Annotated in this window: 11 protein-coding genes; 1 reads left to right on the top strand and 10 read right to left on the bottom strand. The window is 49.7% G+C overall.

Going from position 1 to position 15,481, the window contains the following annotated elements; genetic code table 11:
- Nucleotides 1-408: 408 nt before the first annotated feature.
- The 5 genes from DXT99_RS19450 to DXT99_RS19430 form a co-directional block, all read right to left on the bottom strand.
- Entirely contained in the window at nt 409-1,812 is a 1,404-nt protein-coding gene (locus DXT99_RS19450) for a M16 family metallopeptidase (RefSeq protein WP_115567251.1), read from the bottom strand.
- 12 nt (nt 1,813-1,824) lie between these two features.
- The gene (locus DXT99_RS19445; protein WP_115567250.1) at nt 1,825-3,273 is read right to left on the bottom strand and encodes a M16 family metallopeptidase; all 1,449 of its coding nucleotides are present in this window, start codon (nt 3,271-3,273) and stop codon (nt 1,825-1,827) included.
- Nucleotides 3,274-3,564: 291 nt separating this feature from the next.
- Nucleotides 3,565-4,230 carry a hypothetical protein gene (locus DXT99_RS19440; protein ID WP_147294255.1) on the bottom strand — a complete coding sequence of 222 codons (666 nt, stop codon included), beginning with the start codon at nt 4,228-4,230 and terminating at the stop codon, nt 3,565-3,567.
- 116 nt (nt 4,231-4,346) lie between these two features.
- The gene (locus DXT99_RS19435) at nt 4,347-6,095 is read right to left on the bottom strand and encodes an ABC transporter ATP-binding protein (protein WP_115567248.1); all 1,749 of its coding nucleotides are present in this window, start codon (nt 6,093-6,095) and stop codon (nt 4,347-4,349) included.
- A 348-nt stretch (nt 6,096-6,443) separates the two neighbouring features.
- Nucleotides 6,444-7,304 carry a universal stress protein gene (locus tag DXT99_RS19430; RefSeq protein WP_115567247.1) on the bottom strand — a complete coding sequence of 287 codons (861 nt, stop codon included), beginning with the start codon at nt 7,302-7,304 and terminating at the stop codon, nt 6,444-6,446.
- A 439-nt stretch (nt 7,305-7,743) separates the two neighbouring features.
- Between DXT99_RS19430 and DXT99_RS19425 the strand changes: the two genes are divergently transcribed.
- Nucleotides 7,744-8,844: a PAS domain-containing sensor histidine kinase gene (locus DXT99_RS19425; protein WP_181885183.1), complete on the top strand. Its 1,101-nt coding sequence runs from the start codon at nt 7,744-7,746 to the stop codon at nt 8,842-8,844.
- Nucleotides 8,845-8,965: 121 nt separating this feature from the next.
- Here DXT99_RS19425 and DXT99_RS19420 read toward each other — a convergent pair whose 3' ends face one another.
- The 5 genes from DXT99_RS19420 to DXT99_RS19400 all read right to left on the bottom strand — a co-directional run bounded on the left by DXT99_RS19420 (nt 8,966) and on the right by DXT99_RS19400 (nt 15,460).
- Nucleotides 8,966-9,232 (bottom strand): hypothetical protein, encoded by a 267-nt coding sequence (locus tag DXT99_RS19420; protein ID WP_115567245.1) that lies wholly within the window; start codon nt 9,230-9,232, stop codon nt 8,966-8,968.
- 200 nt (nt 9,233-9,432) lie between these two features.
- Nucleotides 9,433-9,996 (bottom strand): hypothetical protein, encoded by a 564-nt coding sequence (locus tag DXT99_RS19415; protein ID WP_115567244.1) that lies wholly within the window; start codon nt 9,994-9,996, stop codon nt 9,433-9,435.
- A gap of 151 nt (nt 9,997-10,147) precedes the next feature.
- The gene (locus tag DXT99_RS19410) at nt 10,148-12,472 is read right to left on the bottom strand and encodes a DUF7133 domain-containing protein (protein ID WP_115567243.1); all 2,325 of its coding nucleotides are present in this window, start codon (nt 12,470-12,472) and stop codon (nt 10,148-10,150) included.
- A 339-nt stretch (nt 12,473-12,811) separates the two neighbouring features.
- Nucleotides 12,812-14,137 carry an MFS transporter gene (locus tag DXT99_RS19405; RefSeq protein WP_220273411.1) on the bottom strand — a complete coding sequence of 442 codons (1,326 nt, stop codon included), beginning with the start codon at nt 14,135-14,137 and terminating at the stop codon, nt 12,812-12,814.
- 141 nt (nt 14,138-14,278) lie between these two features.
- On the bottom strand, nt 14,279-15,460 hold the full coding sequence (locus DXT99_RS19400) for a Gfo/Idh/MocA family protein (RefSeq protein WP_115567242.1): 1,182 nt from the start codon (nt 15,458-15,460) through the stop codon (nt 14,279-14,281).
- Nucleotides 15,461-15,481: the final 21 nt, after the last annotated feature.

The raw sequence follows: 15,481 nt of genomic DNA, 5'->3' as shown, positions 1-15,481 counted from the left end.
GTGCTCAGAAGGGTAATCAGGATAGGCAGGAAAGAAAAAAGAAGAGACAAGAACGGGCTACTAAAACCATCACCAAATGATATACTTTATCCTTAGCCTGACGGCTATGGTGTTTTCACCAACAACCTTTTTAGCACAGGTTATAGCGTTTGTTGTTGGTGAAAAAACCAACAACGGCAAAGAACAGCCTGAATAGGCTGTTCAGGATTTCTCTATCCTGAACTAAACCTGAAGGGGATTTCCTATCCCCTTCTATACAGTAACACGGGGATTAGGAAATCCCCTTCAGGTAGCTTCCGGACTTAGAAGTCCGGAAGAGCATGCGAGCATGCTGCACAGGCAGTAGTTTGCTGTTGAAGGCTTTGGCAGTGGCAAAATGAGAAATCAGCCAAATTCAAAAATGCCGAGCTACTGCGTCACCGGGTTGTTTTTTAAGTCTTCCTGAAACTTCTGCAGTTGCTTATCTATCTGCTCTTTGTCACCTACCACCACCAGGGTCATGTCGCTTGGCCGAATGTATTTTGCGGTGGTTTCCTGCACCTGCTGTGGGGTAACGGCATGGATATTCTCGACCTGGTTTGTAAGGAAAGAATCGGGCAGGTCGTGCAGATCCAGGAAGTTCAGCTGATTGATAATGCCACCAGGTGTGGAATTGCGCAGCACAAACAGACCGGCTTCATAATTCTTAATGCCCTGCAGTTCTTCCTCTGTCGGTGGTTCTCTGCGGAGCCTGTTAACTTCATACATGATCTCCTTTAACGAATTGCCGGTATGCTCCGTGGTCACATCCGCCACCTGCGACCAGTCGCCCACCTTGTAGCGTGTCGCGATATTACTGGAAGGAGAGTAGGTATAGCCTTTGTCTTCCCGGATGTTGCGGGTAATACGCGAGCCAAAAGAGCCACCCAAAAGAGAGTTCGTAACGCGGAGCGGGATATAATCAGGGTGTGAAGGCCCCACAACCGGCAAGCCTAAAACAATAGTGGACTGCGGCGCATCGGGGCGGTCGATCACTATCATGTCTGATTTTGCAACCGGCTCTGCAACGGGTATTTCAGGCGCTGGTCCCCTGTCCATCTGGCTGAGGGAGGAAGTGATGGCTTCCTGCATGGCACCGGCATCAAATTTACCGGCCACATACACATCTGTGCGTGCAGCTCCAAACTGCTCCTCATAAAAATTACGCACCTGCTCCAGGGTAAAAGCATCAATCTCTTTGTCAGTGGGCAGGTCGCGGCCATAGGGATGGTTGGGATACAGCGCCCCCCTGAACGCACTCTGTGCCTGCGTGCCCGGCTGTGCCCGCGCCAGGTTCATCTGCCGCTTAAAGTCATTTTTAATACGCTCCAGCTCCGACTCCGGGAAAGCAGGCTGCTGCAGGATGTCTGCCATTAGTTGCACCAGTTCAGGCCCGTATTCAGAAAGCGCATCACCATAAAGAAAGGTCTGGTTAGGCCCGATGCTGATGTTTAAGGTACCTCCCATTCTGGCCACCTCTTCGGCAATCTGTTTCCCGTTGCGGGTGGCGGTTCCTTCCTCCATCAGCTTACCAACAATATCCGCCAGGCCGTTTTCATTCTCATCTTCGTGTACGTTGCCTGCCTCTACCACCAGGTTTACCGTTACTTTGGGTATGTCACCGAAAGGAACCAGCGTAGCCGATACGCCATTGGGTAAGGAAAACTCCTGCTTTTCCGGCAGGGTAAAGTTGCGCGGAGCTCCTCCCTCCGGCGGTGTCTGTTTTTGTGCTGTGGCCGTGGTGGTACTGCAGGCCACCAGCACAGCTATAGCGAAAGAAAGTAGTTTATTCATAGTCTGATGCTTTTAACTCTGTGCCTGTGGATTAACAATTAAAACGGTTCGGTTGGTTGGGCGGAGGTACTCCTGCAGGGTTCGCTGCATGATCTCCGGCGTTACTTTCCTGAACTCTGCTTCCAGCTCGTTTATGCGCTCCGGATCATCCTCAAACAGCGCAAAAGTTGCCAGCAGGTCCGCCTTCCCGAAACCATACATGCCGCCCATCTGGTCATAGAGCGAGGAGCGCATTTTCACAATGGCCAGGTCCAGCAGTTCCTGGCTCACACCGTTCTCCTGCAGCCGCTGTATTTCCTGGTCCAGCACACTAACAATGGAGTCTGCTGCCACGTTTTCATCATGTATCAGGCTGCCCATCCAAAGCATTGGTCCGTTATAATTGAACATGTTCCCCAGAAAGGCATTGATACCGCCATCCACGGAGCCCGCATAGCCACGCTCCTGCACCAGCGCCTGGTGAAGGCGGCTATCATCACCCTGCAACAGGATCTGGTCCAGCAGGCCCATGGCATAATACTCCGGCGTGTTCTTTTCGGGCATATGGTATGCAAAAGCCAGGGCCGGGCGGTTAGCCAGCTTATCGTCTTTTGTAAAGCGCTGCTCTTTTTCCTGCCGTGGCTCCTCCAGGTTCGGTATAGGGGGCACCTCGGCAGACGCTATATCCCCGAAATACTGCTGTACCCAGGTTTTCGCCTCTTGCATGTCAAAATCTCCTACCACTACCACCACGGCATTGTTAGGGGCGTAATATGTGTCGAAGAAGGATTTCACATCTTCCAGGCTGGCGGCATCCAGGTCTTCCAGGTCGCCGTAAAAGTTGTGGGCATTATACCAGTTCTTGTTCGCATACTGGGGCATGTCGAGCCAGGGAAAGCCGCCATAAGGTTGGTTCAGCACGTTTACCTTCACCTCGTTTTTCACCACACCCTGCTGGTTGGTCAGGTTCTCCTGCGTAATGTTGAGCCCTCTCATCCGGTCTGCTTCTGCCCAGAGCATCGTCTCCAGTTTATGCGCCGGCACAATTTCAAAATAGTTGGTGAAGTCAAACCGGGTGCTGCCATTCAGCACACCACCGTTCTTCTGCACGAGCTGGATAAACTCCATCTTGCCCAGGTTATCAGACCCCTGGAACATCATGTGCTCAAATAAGTGTGCAAAGCCGGTGCGGTCTTTTGGCTCTACCCGAAAGCCAATGTTATAATAGGCAGCCACCGTTACAATAGGCGATGTTTTGTCAGGCGACAAAACTACTTTTAAGCCATTGTCCAGTTTGTAGTATTCTACAGGCACTTCAAAACCCGTAACGGCATTGTCTGACGCTGTAGCAGGCGCAGGCGTTTCAGCAGTGGCAGTATCTGTGTCTGATACCGTTGGGGCTGTTCCCTGGCTACAGGAAGCCAGCGCTGCCCCAAGCACCAGCGAAAACAGGGAGTACCGGAGCGTTTGCAGGTGAAACATGTTTAAAACCATAGAAAGCTTGATTAAGGTTAGCACTTTGATTTCTATTGATACACAGCCTTATACGGTGTAAACAGATAATAATATAAATAATACCATAAAATTAATTTAAATAGTATAAAGTATCACCTCTCTCAGCTCATGGTTTCAGAAATGTACCCTGTACCGCATCTGAATGGCTGGATGTGGTAGACAATAACAAAGGAAGTACGCTTCTGTGCGAAGGTGCCCGGTAAACAAAAACAGCCGCTGCTGTAAAGCAACGGCTGTTTTTGTTTGAACTGTCAGGTATTAATAGTACCTATCCTGCAAATAGCTTCTTCGGTTTGAGTTGAGCCAGCTGTCTCCGGAGTTGCGGCGGTCACTGCCATACCTGCTCCTTCTTTCGGCGTCGTCTGTATAATTGCTGTCGCCACCGTAGTTTCTGCCTTCGTAGCGAGAGCTTCTATCGTAATCTCCTGCCCCGAAATAATCGTCCCGATCATTCCCTGATCTTCCGTAGTCACTTGTGTCGTAAGTGCCATAACGGTCATAGGAGCGCCTGTTGCCGTAGTCCCGGCTTCTGTCCCTGTCTCCCCTGTACCTGTCCTGATCTCCTCTGAAATCATCCAGGTTATTGCTGTATCTGTCGCGGTCACGATCACGGTTGAAATTATCGACGTCATTCCGGCTTCGGCCCTGGTCACTCCACTGGATACCGGGGTAATCTCCGTAGCCGCGGCCTTCTCCCCTGCGTCGCTCGTAGAAATCTCCCATATTGCCCTCATGGTACGTGTGATCCATGCGGTTTCCGTTGTCGTCCCGACGGCCTCTATGGCGCTGGTAATCCTGCTCGAAGGTATCTGTTAAATTCCTAGCGCTGTGGTAATGCTCATCATTCCTGTCGTAGTCTTTGTACCCGCTGTAATCATATCCGTAGTCGTCGCGATCATAGCGGTTTCTGTCTCGTCTGTCCATAGTTTTCATTCGGTTTTGTTACAAAATGCTTTCCTATATAAACGATTACCAACCTTCCCGGTTTTACTACTTACAACCAGCTTTCCCGCTGGCACTGACTTGAAATGGACCCGAAATTAAATCCGCGCCTGGTAGGTATACAATTCATAGTACCTTCCCTTCTTTTCCAGAAGCGCCTCGTGCCTGCCCTGCTCTGCTATGCGTCCCTGTTCTATCACCAGTATCTGGTCGGCCTGGCGGATGGTGCTGAGGCGGTGGGCTATTACAAAAGTGGTGCGCCCCTGCATCAGCGTTTTCAGGCTGGCCTGTATCAGGCTCTCGCTCTCCGTATCCAGGTTGGAGGTAGCCTCATCCAAGATCAGCACGCGCGGGTCGGCCAGTACGGCCCTGGCAATGGCGATGCGCTGCCGCTGGCCACCCGACAGCTTGACTCCCCGCTCCCCGATCAAGGTGTTTAGCCCATCTTCAAAACGGTCTGTAAACTCCTGCACATGGGCTGCTTTCACGGCTTGCATCAGCTGCTCTTCTGTGGCATGCGGGCGGGGGAAAAGGATGTTGTCTCTGATAGTGCCCTCAAACAGGAAATCGTCCTGCAGTACCACCCCCAACTGGCTTCTGTAGCTCTGCAGGCTTATCGTTTGCAGATCGTGGCCGTCTACTGTAATGGTGCCGCTATCCGGGTTCAGGAAAGAAGCGGCCAGTCCGGCAATGGTGGTTTTTCCTGAGCCGGATGTTCCTACTAAAGCGGTAACAGAACCGGCAGGAGCTTTAAAGCTGATGCCTTTCACCACATCTTTTCCTGGCTCATAGGCAAAAGACACCTTGTCAAAAATGATATCGCCGTGAATATGCTCCAGCTCCAATGTCCTTTTTCCGTCCTCGCTTTCCAGCGGCGTATTCAGAATTTCTTCGGTACGGTCGAGCCCGGCAAAGGCTTCTGTAAACTGGCTCCCGATGTTGCTCATCTGCACGATTGGCGCAATCATGAAGCCCAGGTAAAGGGTAAAGGCAAGAAAATCCCCGAAGGTGAGTTCCCCGTTCATGATCAGGTAACCGCCTATCCCCATAATGCCTGTTGAAGCAAGGCCCAGCAACAAAGTAGCCGCACTGGTAACAAAGCTGGTGGTAACCAGGCTTTGCTTCACATTCAGGAAAAGCCGCGTAACGCCCGCCTCAAATATTTTAATCTCCTGCGCCTCCGCATTAAAGCCTTTTATAACCCGCACGCCACCCAAAGTCTCGGTTAGCCTGCCCGTTACCTCGGCATTGATCACGCCGCGTTCTCTGAAAATTGGTCTTATCTTTCCGAAAGCCTTCAGGGAGATGACGCCAAAAACAGCGACCGGAATCAAAACAAAAGCCGTCATCAGCGGACTGATCACGATGAGCAGGACCAGGCAGATAAGGGAGGTAAGCACACCGCCTATCATTTGGGCAAAGCCTGTCCCGACAAGGTTCCTCACCCCTTCCACATCCGTCATAATCCGGGAAACCAGCTCCCCGGTTTTTGAATTGTCGAAAAAACGAATGGGAAGCTGGATGATATGCCGCTGCACCTTCGCCCTTAACTGCGAGATAAGGTGCTGTGCTTCTACGCTCAGTATTTGGGTCAGGGCAAAGGACGTGACGGACTGAATAACAATAGCTACCGCCACTGCCAGTATCAGCCACTTCAGCAGGGTCATATCCCCGTTCGGGATAACATCATCGATCAGGTATTTGCTGGCGCCCGGCAAAACCAGGCCTGCCAGGCGGCTTATGATGATCAGGACCAGTCCGATGGATAGATACTTTCTCCTGGGCCATATAATGGTTTTGAAAACCTGGCCTACAGTTACATTTTTAAGCTTTTTTGATTGGGACATTTAGATAGAAAAGACAACGATTATAACCCCTATAAGACAAATTTGTTTGCCTCCCTTAGAAACGCTTGCCCCGAATTATTTCGGCACGGAAGGGAGATGGTGTAGCTTTGGTGTAAGGGCTTTGATGATTCCTGTAATTTACTACAAATTATTTTCTATATACACATGACATATTTTTCATATATAGCGCCGCTGGTGCGGGCTTGCTGCCTTATCCTCCCTATTCAAACCACTCACTTCCTGAGCCAGACATAAATAAGCCCTGGCCAGCATTGCTGACCAGGGCTTATGATTCTTCTTGTAAACTATGCGTTTACCTGCAGCCAGATAAGGCAACAGGTAGTTTTGCTAAACTCTGCCTGTTTCTGAGTTGGATGGCTTTCGCAGGTTGAGCAGGTTGCCGTTTTCAGGCAGCGCCAGCATCGGAAGCTTCAGGTTGTGGAGCAACCGGGAAGTAACGCTGCTGTGGAACAGCTTATCCCAGAACTCCCTGTGCAGGATAGTAAAGGCAAGCAGGCTGGCCTGGTTTTCCTGTATATACTTTGTGATTCCTTCGGCTACATCCTTGTTCTGGAGCTCCACGAAGTTAAGCTCAGCCTCCGGAAACTGTTTCACCAGGCTTTGCTTGATGTACTCATCGTCTATATAATCCGGCTGGCTTTCGCTCTTAACATGCAAGAAGGTTAACGTTGCGTTCATCAGCTCCTTCAGCTGTAACAGCTGCATGGCGGTTACCTGGTCTCCATTCTCGAAGTCTGCTGCGTACACAATGTTTTGTATGTGCCCTATTGTGGCTCCCTCAGGTATTGCCAGCACCGGGCACAGGCCAAGCTTTGCGATAGCCTCTGTGGTAGTGCCGAAAACCTTTTCCTTGAAGTTCTTTGCGCCACCAGTTCCCATTACAACCAGTGTCACTGCAAACTCTTCTATTGCCTTATTTATCTCCCCTACTGCGCCACCTTCTCTGACGATAGCCTGCACAGGCACCTGCCTGGTATCCATGTTTGCCAGAAGCGAATCTAATTTCTGTTGCGCCACTGTTTTGCTCTCAAGCGGTTTGCCGCTGTTAAAGCCGGGCACTATTGATTTCTTTTCAAAACTGTGCATCACCACGACCTCGGTATCTGATTGTGCAGCCAGGTCAATAGCATAATGCAGGGCACGGAGAGAGTTTTCAGAGAAATCAACTGGAACAAGTAGCGTATTCATGTTTATATCGGTTTAGTGTGAAAACAATTAATTTAATATTTTTTATCGTTTAATTACATTAACGAAAGTACATGACTTACTGTTTGTTGCAAATCAGAAATATCATCTCTTATATTGATCTTTGTCATATATTACCTGCTGGTGCCTGCCCGAAGTGTTAAATATTAATTTCCAGCTTAGGTATACTCTTGCTCATTAGCACCAGCAGTAGGAAAGATTGTCCTTTTGTGGACAAGAAAAGCGGCCTTCCTCATATCTGCTACTCCCGGATCTCTGCCCTAGTGGAGTTATAAACCAGGTATCACTTTAAGCACAATTTTGGAAACCTGCACCAGTAAAGTGGAGAATGATTCACTTAAGGTTCCTGGTACAACCAAATACTTCGCATGTTGTATACTCTTACATAACTAAGCTTCACCTTTTCAATTCTTTTTTGTCTATGAGCTCTTCCAATAACAATTTAGACCTGACTGTTTTCAAATTAGTAGGCGATCAGTATGACGGGGTCTTTTTTGTATTTGACCTGGAAGCCGGGGAGTTTGTCTACCTGAACGACGCCCTTGAAACTTTGTGGAAGAGAAAAGTGAAGGAGGTAATGGAGAACCCTGCTTCTCTGCTGGACTCTATTCACACTGAGGATCGGGAGCACGTGACAGCAAATTACAGGAAGCTTTTAGAGGAGCGTGAAAAAATGCACCTGCAGTTCCGGGTGGTATGGCCTTACACCACTGACAGATGGATGCGGTTAAAAGTATACCCCTTGGGGCAGGCAGAACAAGTACATTTAGTGGCTGGCATGGCCGAGGATGATTCTTCCCGCATGAAAAACATTTTCAATATGCAGAAGATCAATGCCCGGAAAGATTCTATGCTGGAGATACTGGCCCATGATCTGCGAGGGCCAATATCCCTGGTGCAGACGCTTGCCGGTGTTATTGAAGAGGACCTGCCAAAGTCTGAAAGTGAACATAGCCGGAAACAGCTGAAAATAATCCAGGAGATCTGTAAGCGCAATATCGACCTGATTCGGGACCTGGTTCACCAGGAGTTTCTGGAGTCTGCCCAGGTAGAAGTGAACAAGGAGCGCCTGGATGTGGTGTGGGAGATTAAGGAAGTAATCAAGCTATACCGGGATTCACAGCAAAACCTAGGCAAGGAGTTTAAACTTAACTCCTCACATGAACAGGTATATGCCCGGGTAGACAGCATGAAGTTTATGCAGGTGATCAACAACCTCGTCTCCAATGCTCTGAAGTTTACCCATGAGGGGGGTGTTATCAGCATTTATATTGAGAAAAACGAGGACGATGTAGTTATCTCTGTGAAAGACAACGGCATTGGTATTCCTGAAAAGCACCATCCCTGCCTGTTCGATAAATTCACGGAAGCCCGCCGACCGGGACTGAAAGGGGAAGAATCCGTAGGCCTGGGCATGTCCGTCATCAAAACTATTGTAGAGCTACACCAGGGTAAAATCTGGTTTGAGAGCGAGGAGAATAAAGGCACTACCTTCTTTATTCAGCTCTTCACCCAGGAATAGCTGAATACCTCCCGCATGCGCTGGCTTGAGTTCGAGCCTTTCACCACCATAAGCTGCCCCCACGAACAGTCCTGTAGAATCCTCATCAGAAAAATAGCCTTAAAATTTGTTGTCATACAACTCACACACTTTTCAGTGTTTCTTCTGCCTGCATGGCTGTGGGTTCAGATACTGGCGGCTGAGGGTAAGTTATTGGTTCTATCACCACATCATTCTCTGGCACTTCTTCCACGATAGGAGCAGGCAATTCGCCAGGGATGGGCTGAAGCGTTGCTGCCTCATTTTCTCTCCTGTCCGGCTCTTCTTCAAAACTCAATGTCAGGGCAAGGCCGCCAATCAGAACACCTATCAGCAGTATTGTACCAATCAAGATAATAACTATCGCCATAGCCGGGACATGTGATGCGGGGAGTGTTAAATTTGTTCTAAATATATATAATTTTATATATGTAAAACAACATTCTCATCTTTAATTTATGCGGCGGCTGTCTGTTACCTGGCCAACAATCCGCTTAAGTAGAAAGGCAGCGCCCATTCCGGCTGGATGGGCGCTGCCTTTCTACTTAAATTTAGCTAGCTATACACACGCTATGTCTCCCGAACCCGGGACGCCAGCAACCTGAAGATCATGTACAGCACAGCGAAAAAAACCATTGCTATCAATGTCCAGAACTTTTTCCGGTTTTTTTCCTGCCAGAAGTCCCGCTCTGTCTCGGTTTTGGTCAGCCGCTGCCTTGTCTGGCTGTGCGCTACAAATTCACTGTTCAGCTCTTCGAGTAGCGCATCCAGCCTGTCTGTATCCTCTTGGTAAACGGTATCTGTGGTGTAAATGGGTTTGCATTCCGGACACTCTAAAGTGCGGGTGGGCTGTGGAACAGCTGGTCTGCTTTCCGGCATCGGCCAGGGAATCAGCCTGCCGGGCACAATCGTTCTCTCTGTTTCGAGGGTAGGCGGAGTAAGCTGCGGCGACACCTTTGCAGGGAAATGCCTGGCAGCGTAAGCTTCCCCGTACTTCTCCGTGTACTCCGTATTCTCCTCCACATACTCAGCCAGTTTGTCCGGGTTTCTGTCGAAAAACTTCTCTGCCCCGCGTTGTGTGGCGCAGGAGCAAAGCAGCACTAATAGAAACGACAGTCTGGTGAGTTGCATCATGCTTATCTTTACTGAAGCAAAGCTAAGACACCGGCAAAACACCACTCGCTGCGCAGTTCAGGATTATGCACCTGAATTGCACCAACCAGGTGCCGGGTATCTGAGAGCATGTTTATGCTCCAAAAGGCTTTGGGAAGTTAAAATACTAATCTTATTGTATTTTATCTAATTCCTCTACGGTGAAAGCCCTTTGGCGGTCACTTAAACGCTGCCTTACTTTTGTCACCTCCTCGGTAGAAACCCTGCTGGCATCATTTTGCCACGACTTCCGGATGAAGCTAAGCAGCTGCGCTACCTCTTCGTTAGGCAGGGTCTTGTCGTAGCCGATACCCGGCATGTCGCCGTTTATTTCCGGTGCTTTGTACAGGTGGCCGTCTACTTTTACCGGGCCGGTGAGGCCATACAATACAATAGATATAAGCTTGTCTTTGTCGCCTGTTACCCACTCCGACTTGTTTAAAGGAGGCGCTAAGGCTTTTACGCCATTGCCGTCTGCGCCATGGCACGTCTGGCAGGACCTGGCATACATCGCCGCCCCTATCGGAAACGCCTTTGCCAGTGCTTCCGGGTTCCGGCTTGCCTGGGCATTGCGTATGTTGGTGACCACCTGCTGCAGCTGCTTGTTAATGGCATAGGAAGTATCAGGAGCAAAAGCCAGCACTTCTTTCTGGAAAGCTTCTTCACGCCCCTGCAGGTTGCTTATCACGGCATCTGCCACATATTCATTTGCAGGATGGCTTTTCACTATCTGCTGCAACAGGTTGTTCGCCGCTACCTTATCAAACGGCTGGATGGAGTTGGCAAGAAAGGCCACATAGGGTGCTGCCAGTGTATCGTTGCTGGCCATCAACTGCTCCAGCACCGGCACAAACTGCTTGTAGTTTGCCTTGCTCAGCACAGAAGGCATCACACTTAATGCCTGCATCCGGACAGGCCAGGCGGGCTGATTCAACAAAGCGACTACCTCTTCTGTTTGCAGGGCTCCTAAACCTTCCAGTGTCCAGAGCGCGTGCATCACCAGCAAAGGATTGCCAGTTTCTTTTACCGCTTGCCGCAGCGCTGGGATAGCCTGGGTAAAACGGCGGTCTATGATCTTTTGCTGCGCATTGTCCCGCACCCAGCCATTTGCATGGCCCAGCATTTTCACCAGCTGCTCCGGGGCATCCAGCAGTGTCACCATTTGAGCCGTTTTGTTTTTCGGCACAACCTTATAAATACGCCCATACCCAAGCGGTTGTGTTAGTTCCCGCAGGCCAATTTCATTTTTAAGGTAAGTTGTGAGGTAGGTTTTATGCTGAATGATACCGCGGTACATGTCTACCACATACAAAGCACCATCCGGGCCATTGTACAGGTTCACTGGCCGGAAGCGCTCATCCACACTGGCTATAAACTCTTTCCCTTGATACGCCTGCTCCCCGCCGGTTACATACCCGTTTTCGTTCAGGATATTGCGCTTGATAAGATTGCCGGCAGGTTCTGCCACAAATACATTCGACGCGTAGGCTTCCCCGAACAAATCGCCCCGGTATACCACAGGCCCGCAGGCTGCTGTAAAGTCCACCAGGCGCAAACTGTCATCCAGAATGCCTTCCATATAGCCCCTGTTCACACCTGGTGTCGGCCTGATGGGGTACACCCTGTTATTGGGCACTACTCTTTCGTTAAACCCGGAAACACCGCGCTGGTTATTATTTGCAGCCCCGAAACCCGGCGAAAAGTAGTCTCCCAATACATTGGAGGGATTGGTATTATAGTACAGCCGTCCGTAATTGTCCTGGGTGATGCCCCACTGACCCCGGAAGTGAGTATCCTCTATCAGCCACTTATCCCCCTCTTTCCGGTAGCGCTTGGTTGATTTGGCATTGTAAATCCAGTTATCCATCGCCCGCAGCAGGCCATTGGGCTGGTGCTCCACATTGCCTCCCTCCGCATAGGCGGCATCCACCAATGTCTTTTTCCCCGGCTTGTCATTATTTATTTCGTAATACCAAAGGCTTGGCGGCTCAGCCACCAGTATGCCACCGTCAATCAGGCAGATGGATCTGGGCATTAACAGAGAGTCCAGGAAAATCCTGCGCTCATCTGCCACGCCATCCTTGTTGCTGTCTTCCAGGATAACGATTTTACCACTCGGGGTGTCTTCTCCGGTTCCCAAGGTATCCGGCATATAACCTTCCATTTCCACTATCCACATACGCCCGTCATCATCAAACGACATGGCTACCGGTGTACTCACCAGGGGCTCTGCCGCCACTAGTTTTACTTCGAAGCCGTCTGCCACCTGCATCAGGTTAAGAGATGCCTCCGGAGAGATAACAGGAGATGAGTCCAGGCTAAATCTGGCAGCTTCAGGTTTACTTCCTTCTTCAGGAGTAGCCGTAGCCTGTTGTGTGTTTTTTGTTTTACTGCTCTGGCAGTACATCAAAAAACACGTCATGGCCAATAGAAGAAACGAATACAGGTATTTTTTCATTTTTGAATAATTGAATTCAGTTTAGCTTGTAAAGCGACACCAGTTTCAGGATATAAGCACAGTTACCCCACCCTTACCTCTGATACCTTCGACTTAAGAAATTGCTGCCGTTGTTGTGTGTTTTCACCAACAACTTGCTTCCTCGCGTGAATACAGAAAACCCACCCCTGCGCCCCTCCGAAGAGGGGAATATTTTAATCTTGCTGAAATTCCCCTCCTCGGAGGGGCGCAGGGGTGGGTTCCTTTATTTTTTGAACTATTGGCAATCAGTACAACACTGACTATCACTCATTAAGAACACTGCAACCAGCTTTAAGTTTAAGTTTGCTGCCAGCACTGCTACAGTACCATTGGTTTCATGCGCTTGGTAAGCAGGTGTATAATCAGCCAGGCCAGCAGGTAAGCGAAGCCGCAGATGATGAACAGGATGTTGTACCCTGCCCCGATGTTCCCAAGCAAGTCATAGTAATTCAGAAGCCACCCTACGAACAAAGGGAAAAAGGTGGAGGCTACTGATCCGGACATACCGCCAATACCTACCACAGAACTTACTGCTCTTCTAGGAACGATATCCGATACGATAGTGAAAATATTAGTGCTCCATGCCTGGTGTGCGGCTGCCGCCAGGCTTATGATGCCTACAGCCACCCAAATATCGGTGGCGTATCTGGCCGTCATGATAGGCAGCACCACAAAAGCAACAATGAGCAAGGTGGTTTTTCTTGCTTTTAGCACCGGCCATCCCCGCTTAATCAGGTGAGAGGATAAGTAGCCCCCGCCAATACTGCCAAAAGTGGTCGCAGTATAGACAACAGCCAGGGGCAAGCTTGGCTTTGTCAGGTCAAGGTTAAAGGTAGTAGCGAAATAGGAAGGCAGCCAGAACAGGAAAAACCACCAGATTGGGTCTGTTAATACTTTACCGACAATGAAGACCCATGTCTGCCGGACCTGGAGCAAGCGGCTCCAATTTAATGAACCTGCGGTTTCGGTCACAGCCGGCTCGTTATCGATGTGGATAAAGTCGTATTCTTCGGGCGTCAGCTTTTTATGCCGGGAAGGTATTTCGTATAAGAACCACCAGAATATCAGCCACACAAAACCCAGGGCACCGGTGATGATGAATGCTTCCTGCCAACCATAAGCGCCTAAAATCCAGGGAACCAGAAGAGGAGCCGCTACCGCTCCGATACTGGTACCGGAGTTGAAAATACCGGTAGCAAGGGCGCGTTCTCTTTTCGGAAACCATTCTGCTACCGCCTTAACGGCCGCCGGAAAGTTGCCTGCCTCTGCTAAACCCAACAGTCCCCTCACAAGGCCAAAGCCCAGGGTGCTACGCACGGCGGCATGTAATACAGCTGCAACACTCCAGACAGCAACAGAAATAGAATACCCTAACTTCGTTCCTATCCTATCGATGATACTACCGAAGATAACATAGCCCACAGCATAAGAGGCAGAGAAGAACATGATGATGTACCCATAATCCAGTTCCGTCCAGTTAAACTGGGCTTCCAGGGTAGGCTTCAGCAAGCCAATCACCTGCCTGTCGATGTAGTTGATGGTGGTAGCTAAGAAAAGTAGGGCGCAAATAACCCAGCGGTAATTGCCTACTTTCCCTTTTTCCACGTAGCCGGTCTCGTTGTCGCTTAGTTTCGTTTTTCCCATGGAGTTCATCTGATTTCTGTTGATATGGTATTGAATCTGCGTCTGTTATTTTGGTAATGCTATGTACTAGCTGCCTGCTACTATGCATTTTTTTTGTCATCCTACGAAGGGCGACTTTTTCAGAGTTTTTGCAAAGCGACCTTATAGAATCGTAATAGGCACTTCTGCACCTTTTCTCTCTGAGGAAACATAGCCGGCATAAATGGTGGCAATCACATCGGCAGCCAGGCTACTGTTGCTTTCTACCGGCTCACCAAAGGCGGCAGATTTGTAAAAGGCATCCATTTCATGCTGATAGCCGGCAAACCAGGCTTCGTCCGGCGACATAGACGACCATCCCTGTTTGGTTTCTGTTTTCTCCACCACATACACATCTTTGAAGTAATGCTCCGCCGGGGTATAGGCCTGCATGGCATTATTAGGATGAATATTGCAAATGGTGCGGTGGTTGCTGGTGTTTACTTCAATCCAGTTATGCACTCCACCTAACACCAGTTCGCTGGCAAATACATCTGCGATGGTGCCGTCTTCAAACACAACATGCAATTGGGCAAAGTCCTCAATGTCTTTATAAGTCGTTCGCAGGTGGCCCTCATCCTGGTAACACGGCATGCGCGTGATGGCATGTGTGCGTGCGGAAATAGTCTTCGGGCGGATAGGATTTCCATTGCGTGCCCGGCCTTCCACATGTTTCAGGTAGATGGCTGCCGACAAAGGATGGCACCCTTTCCCGATCATGGAGCCACCACCGGAAAGTTTCCACTGCCCATAGGCTAAGGAATGTGAGCCTGAATGGGACTCTTCGCCATGCATCCAGATAATCTGGGCACCTGATTTCTCCAGCACTTCCCGTTCTTTCTGTATGGCAGGGGCATATACCCAGTTCTCTGCATACATGATAAGGCCTTCACTCTCCTTCTCCGCCTCCAGCATTCTGCTGATGCTTTTCAGGGTTTGTTCCAGCCCCTCTTCCCGGGAAAAAGTGTCTCCACTAAAACTCTCGCTCCCATCGCCGAAGTAACCGGTAAACGGCTTCTCCACGATAACGTGCTTGTTCCGTTTTAAAGCCGCTACCACAATAGGTTCGTGCGTTACAGGCGGGGTACAGACATGAATGACATCAGACTGTTCCATCAATTGTTCCAGGCTATCAAAAGCCTTCAGGTTTCGCTCTTTTGTAAAAGCCTGCAGGTTTTCCGGTGAGGGAGAGTATGCGCCGGCTATTTCCACTTTGGCACTGAAAACACGCTGCAGTGCTTCATAATGAAATTTGGCGGCGAAGCCGGAGCCAACTATTCCAGCCCGTACTAGTCTTTTTTCCATAGGGTATGCTGTTTTTTCTTT

Source organism: Pontibacter diazotrophicus, assembly GCF_003367245.1.
Lineage (GTDB): Bacteria > Bacteroidota > Bacteroidia > Cytophagales > Hymenobacteraceae > Pontibacter > Pontibacter diazotrophicus.
This window is presented reverse-complemented; position numbering and strand designations above follow the sequence as displayed.